The sequence below is a fragment of the Elstera sp. genome, from assembly GCF_044372965.1.
GTDB lineage: Bacteria > Pseudomonadota > Alphaproteobacteria > Elsterales > Elsteraceae > Elstera.
Genome location: NZ_JBILQX010000204.1, coordinates 1 through 6016, shown reverse-complemented (window position 1 = coordinate 6016; position 6016 = coordinate 1). Strand labels below are relative to the sequence as shown.

At 62.2% G+C, this 6016-nt stretch carries 6 protein-coding genes; all 6 read right to left on the bottom strand.

The genetic code is table 11. The features are described from left to right. Positions 1–220: 220 nt before the first annotated feature. The 6 genes from ACIQ36_RS17685 to ACIQ36_RS17660 all read right to left on the bottom strand — a co-directional run bounded on the left by ACIQ36_RS17685 (position 221) and on the right by ACIQ36_RS17660 (position 5633). A complete protein-coding gene (locus ACIQ36_RS17685; protein ID WP_395831760.1) occupies positions 221–1321 on the bottom strand; it encodes an MbnH family di-heme enzyme in 1101 nt (366 codons plus the stop codon). Position 1322: 1 nt separating this feature from the next. Beyond that, the gene (locus tag ACIQ36_RS17680; RefSeq protein ID WP_395831758.1) at positions 1323–2225 is read right to left on the bottom strand and encodes an MbnP family copper-binding protein; all 903 of its coding nucleotides are present in this window, start codon (positions 2223–2225) and stop codon (positions 1323–1325) included. Next, the gene (locus ACIQ36_RS17675; protein WP_395831756.1) at positions 2216–2989 is read right to left on the bottom strand and encodes an ABC transporter ATP-binding protein; all 774 of its coding nucleotides are present in this window, start codon (positions 2987–2989) and stop codon (positions 2216–2218) included. Before ACIQ36_RS17675 ends, ACIQ36_RS17680 begins: the two co-directional genes overlap by 10 nt. Then, the gene (locus tag ACIQ36_RS17670) at positions 2986–4029 is read right to left on the bottom strand and encodes a FecCD family ABC transporter permease (RefSeq protein WP_395831754.1); all 1044 of its coding nucleotides are present in this window, start codon (positions 4027–4029) and stop codon (positions 2986–2988) included. The genes ACIQ36_RS17675 and ACIQ36_RS17670 overlap by 4 nt, the downstream gene beginning before the upstream one ends. 54 nt (positions 4030–4083) lie before the next feature. Further along, positions 4084–5193, bottom strand: coding sequence for an ABC transporter substrate-binding protein (locus tag ACIQ36_RS17665; RefSeq protein ID WP_395831752.1), 1110 nt, complete (start codon positions 5191–5193; stop codon positions 4084–4086). 71 nt (positions 5194–5264) lie between these two features. After that, the gene (locus tag ACIQ36_RS17660; protein ID WP_395831750.1) at positions 5265–5633 is read right to left on the bottom strand and encodes a hypothetical protein; all 369 of its coding nucleotides are present in this window, start codon (positions 5631–5633) and stop codon (positions 5265–5267) included. Positions 5634–6016 lie beyond the last annotated feature (383 nt).

Sequence of the window (6016 nt, the reverse complement as noted above, 5' to 3'; positions counted from 1 at the left end):
CCATCGTCAAAGGCCATAAGCAGAGCCAGATCGACGACCTGCTGCCGTGGAACTATGCCGCCAAGGTGTGAGCAAGACAGCGCTTACAAATCATTGCTGGGGACATGATCGATCCCCGCCTGACGCCCCGTCCTCCCACAGCCGGAGCTGCAGTGACTTGGTGTGGGCCGTGTTTTTGGGCTAGGAGAGGTGTCACGGGATCCGGTATCGGGGGCGGCAATCACCGTACTCCAGTGCCCGGGGGGCCATAGGCTGGGTTGGTCAGCAGCCGTTGATCGGTCAAGCTGCGCAGAAAGGCTATGAGGTCGGCCCTCTCCTGTATTGAGAGGGCAAAACCAACGATCAATTGATCGGTCTGGGTGCTTTTCGCCCGTCCGCCGCGCGCGTAATGATCAAGCACGGCGTCGAGGGTGGGGATGCTGCCGTCGTGCATATAAGGTGCGGTCACGGCAACATTGCGCAGGCTGGGGGTCCGAAAACGCCCCATATCCACGGGCTGGCCCGTCACCTCAACCGCGCCGGGATTGTTGGCGGGATAACTGCCCTTGCCGTCAATATTGTAAAGCCCGGTCTGATGAAAACCGGCTTCGACGAAGGCCATGCGCTCATGGGTCACGGCGTTGGAGAAGGTAATCCCGCCGTGACAATGGAAACACTCCAGCCGCTCGGAGAAAAAAAGTGCCTCCCCCCGTTTCGCAGCGGGGGAGATGGCCGACGCTTCACCGCCATAGCGGTAGCGATCATAGGGGCTGTTAAACGACGTGATGCTCCGCTGGAAGCTCGCCAACGCCTGTGTGATTGAGCGCAGGCTGATGGCGCCGTCCTGGGCGGGAAACGCGGCCTTGAAGAGCGGCGGATAGCGGGGGTCGGCGTTAAGGCGGGCAAAAAGGGCTTCTTCTTGCCCGGCCAGTCCAAGTTCCACCGGATGTTCCCCGAACATCGGCACGAGGGCTTGCTGTTCGAGCGAATGCAGCAGCGGATTGGCCCAGGTCAGCACGGGAACATAGGCCACATTGGCAAGCCCCATGCTGTTGCGAACATGCTTCTCCCCCGTCACACCGATGCCGACCGGGCGGCCATCGGTAAAGGCCTTTGCCTGGATATGGCAGGTGGCGCAGGCCCCCTTTCCTTTCAGTGAAAGCTGCGTGTCGTAGAAAAGTTGTCGCCCGAGGGCAACTTTTTCCACCGTCATCGGATTGTCGGCAGGCACGCGCGGGCGTGGAACCCAGGCGGGAAGATCCCAAACCCAGGGCGTCTCCGCCGTCGCTGTTCCCGTCAGAAGCAGAACGGCAACCGCCGCCGCGCGTCCCCACCGCGCCATGTTACGAGGCCCTGAAGAAGCGCTGTGGCGCGACACTTCCACCGACCGGCAGGCCCAGAGCGCGGAAGATGCCGGGGCAGTCGCCATCGGTCGGCGCCGACATGCAGCCGAGGGCGCTTTCCGGCTGGTTCACATCGACATTGGTTTCCGATAACAGCGCTTTGAGGTCGGCAAGGATCACCTGTTTGGCGGGATCTAAGCTCGGTAGAACAACCCGGGCGCGATTGGGGTTGGCGCAGGACTGCGCGGGCTGCATCGCCGCCCCGCTCGGCGTGCCATGTCCCCCGGCAGTGCCCATGGGCATCCCGCCGCCGTGCGCCCCGGCGGGTTGGCAGGCAGTAGAGCCGAGGTGAATTACGAAGCCGCGATCTTTACCGGCCTGAGCACCGCCGGACGTATCCATATCGATCCGCAGGAATTTATACCCGCCGAGCCAATTCCAAAATAGAGTGGAGAGATTGAGCGGCGAGGCGGCCAGGGTCGCATCGGCATGGTTTAGCGCAAAGGGCACACCGAGGGTAAAGGCCAGGCCCGTATAGGCGCCCGCCGGGGCCGAACCAATCACCTTTGCATTGGTATCGGCGGTACCGTTGCTGCACGGGCCGGTTTTATCCTCGAAATCCAGCAGCGCGACGGTTTGATACTGCCACTTCTGGTCCTGGGTCAGCGCGACCGGCTGTTCCGTGCCGTCGGCGCGGATCAACGCGACATCGGAGACATAAAACCGGAAGTCCGACGGCGTGACGGTTGATTTCGTTGTGCCGATATCGGCGTAAGCACCGCCGCACCGGAAGGGCTCGCCGCCGACCTGGGCCGCGAAAGTGAGGGTGACCGGGGTTTCCTGCGCGGCAGCGCTGAGGGCAAGGCCGGTCGCGAGCAAAAGCGACGCAAGGATTAAGCGCATGGGGAATTCCTTTCAAGGGTTTGGGCGCGCAGGGGCACGACAACCTGATGCCCAGCGCTATCGGTTAGAATTTCTGTTTCGATGCTATAGAGCATGGCGAGGCTTGCCGGGGTCAAGACCTCGGCGGGCGGGCCGATCTGCCAGAGCCGCCCGTCTTTTAGCAGCGCCGTACGGTCGCCGAAGCGGGCGGCCGCGGTTAGATCGTGCAGCACAATCACAGTCACGAGGCCCTGGGCGCGGGTAATACGGCGCACTGTGTCGAGGACAGTTAGTTGGTGCCGCAGATCGAGCGCGCTGGTTGGCTCATCGAGCAGCAGAATCTGCGGTTGCTTAATGAGGGTTTGCGCCAGAAACACCAATTGGCGCTGACCGCCGCTGAGCCCGCCAACCGGGCGGTCGGCCAAGGCCAAAAGGCCAAGCTGGTCAAGGGCGGTTTCGGCGGCGGCAAGATCGTCGGGCGTGATGCGCGCCCCGAGCCGCCCAATCCGACCCAGCAGCACGATTTCCAAGACGGTCAATCCGCTGAACGGGCCGCTATCCTGCGGCATATAACCGAGCGCACCGGATGGGATCGGCACCCCCTGTAGGGCAACCCGCCCCTCGGCAGGGATAACCCCCGCGAGGGCCTTCAACAGGGTCGATTTACCCGACCCATTCGGGCCGAGGATCGTTAGAGTTTCCCCCGCCCCAGCGGTTAAATCCGGTAGATCGACCGTCAGACGTTTTCCGTAAAAGACGCGCAGATTTTTAGCCGTCAGGCTCATGCGCCCCTCCCGCGAAACCGCAAAATAAGGGCGAGGAAAAACGGGACGCCGATGAGGGCGGTGACAATGCCAATCGGAAAGACCGCTCCAGGAATGACGATCTTACTGGCGACGGACGCAAGGGAGAGCAGGAGCGCCCCAAATAAGGCCGAGGCCGGTAGAAAGCCGCGCTGATCTTCCCCCACCAGCATCCGCGCAATATGGGGGGCGACCAACCCAACGAAACCAATGGTCCCAACGAAAGCGACCGATGCCCCCGTCAGCACTGAAATGAGGGCGAAGGCCCGCAGCCGCAGCCGCCCGACTTTTACCCCCAAGGCCTCAGCGCGTGCATCGCCCAAGGTCATCGCCATCAACCGCCAAACATCGCGGGCGATAAGCGGCAGGCAGAGGGCGAAGGCGGCGGCGACGATCCCAGTTTTTGGCCAAGTCGCCTTCTGCAAACTCCCGAACAGCCAGAAGACGATCTGCTGCAAGGCTTCGGGCGCCGCCAGAAATTGCAGCAGCGACAGGAGGGCTTGAAATAGAAATAAGAGCGCGATTCCCGCCAGCACGAGAATCTCGGCCGCGCCCCCCTTCATCCGCCCAATTATGAAGACTGCATAGCAGGCCACGCCCGCAAACAGAAAAGCGGTCAGTGGGATCGCATAGGCCTCTGGCACCGGCAGCAGAAGGCCGAGCACGATCGCCAACGCCGCCCCGAACCCGGCCCCCGCCGATATCCCGAGCGTGTAACAAGAGGCCAGCGGGTTATTCAGGATCGTCTGCATGATCCCGCCCGATAGCCCCAAACCTGCCCCAACGAGTACCGCCATGACGGCGGCGGGCAGGCGGATGCGCCAAACGATGGCATCGACGGTGAGGTCTTCCGTCAGGCGGAAGATCGCCTCGGCAACCGCGCGAACGGGCAACAACGCCGGGCCGGTGACGCAGTCGAGGATAAGGCTGAGCAATAAGGCCGCGCCGCCCAGCCCCAACACGAGGTTGCGCCGGGCCGACAGTCGCCGATAGGTTGCCGCAACCGAAAGAGCAGTGGTCATGGCGTTTCTCCCCCAGGGAAGGCCCCGGCAGCGGGCGCCGCCAGGGCGACAGCGTTACGGGGTTACGCGGGCCATCCAGGTGCCGCTATAGGCAACCGGTAGATATTTCGCGTGATAGGCCCGAAAGGCTTCCGCCGGGTCGACATCGGCGAATTCCTGGGGATAGAGCTGCTTTGCGATATACTGCATGGCGACATAATCGAACAGTGTACGGCAGAGGCCGTGCTCGATGGCGTGGACCTGACTGGCCTTTACCGCCTTCAACCCCTCCCAACCGGGGCGGCCAAGATACTGTTTCAAGCTGTCCCGCGTGGTTTCAAACGGGGTATCATAGCCCGTGCGCACCGCTTTCGGACGCCCGACCCAGGACGATCCGGCCATGAAAATCACATCGGGATTTTCGGCAATCACCGCTTCGGCGGCCAGCGGCCCCCAAGGGCCGGGGATTTTGCCGGTAGCGATATTTTCCGCCCCCAGCGTGGTCAGAATCTTCCCCCACATCGTGCCATTATAGGTATTGCCGATGGTTTCCGCCCCGGCTTGGCCGAGCTCGACATAGACCTTCGGTTTCGGCCCTTTAGCACGGGCAACGCGGGCCAAAATATCTTCATACTGGGTCTTATAGAGGGCGGCGAGTTCTTGGGCGCGCGCTTCGGTTCCCATCACCTTGCCGATGGCGAGCGTGGAGGCGACGTGCCGGTCCAGAAGCTGGGCGTTATAGTCGATCACGACAATGGGAATACCCGCCGCCTCGATCTGGTCGCGGGCCGTTTTTTGGGTCTGATAGGCCCATTCGGCCATGATCAGCACATCGGGGCGCAGGGAAATGATCTTTTCGGCGCTGAATGTCCCATCGTCGGAATGGCCGATATCGGGCATCGCCGCGAGATTGGGGATGACGGCGCTATAGCGGGCGAAAATCACCGGGCGCCAGCCTTCCCACGGTGCGCGGGAAATGCCCACGACTTTCTGCCAGCCCTCTTTCCCCGCAATGGCAGTAAATTCTTCAAAGTTAAAGTTAAGGGCGACCCGTTCGACCGGTTTAGCGAGGGTCACGCTGCGCCCCAGCGCATCGGTCAGGGTAATCGGTTCGGCCAGAGCCGGGAAGGACAGGGCAAGCGTCGCGGCGGCCAGCAGGCCCGCGAAGGAACGGCGGTTCAACATGGAAACTTCCTGAAACGAGACGGAAAAGCCACCCTCGCGACAGCGGGGGGCGTGAAACCCTAGTCTTCGTATCAGGCGACGGGCGGGCCGCGCGGCGTGTGATTCGAGGCAGGCCGGACGCAGGGGGCCGGAACGGCAACCGCGAGCGCGTCGGCCCTTTCGGCAAAGCGAATAATTCCGACATGGGGCGCCGCCGAAAGTGGCGTGCCCCCCGTTAGATCGAGCCGACAGTGCAGGAGGCAGCAGCTTCGATCATGCGGCACAGCCGATCCATCAGGATGATCTTGCACCCCGGTAGGTGTACACAGAACAGCGAGCGCGGCATCAAGACTGGTTCCGCCCGTCGGTCGCTGCGGCAAAGCCCCACCAGCCAAAGCCTGAACCAGGATGGTCAGGCTGAGGAGCAGCGGCGTCAGACGCACAAGTAGGGGGCGGACCAATGACATTGCTTCGTGGGTATCAAATCTCCTGGGAGGGAGCAAGCGCCGTCTGTATGGCGAAGCGCACTCGTCCGGTTGTTCCGATATCCGTTGGACGGATCACGGCTTGGATCAATCACGCGATCTATCTGTCAGTATTTTGGTTGGGCAAGGAAACGTCCGTTTTCTTGCCCGACGGGACCGATACCGGACACACCTCGCCGTTCTGCCAATTTTATAGTAAAGAAATCAGGTTAGGATTTCATCGTAAAGTTATCGGGCAGCGCTACGGGTTTGCTGCCCGGAAAAGAGGGGGCCATGCTCTTCGGCTACGCGCGCGTCTCGACCGATGATCAAAATCTCCATCTTCAGCATGACGCCCTGCGCGTCGCTGGGTGCGAACG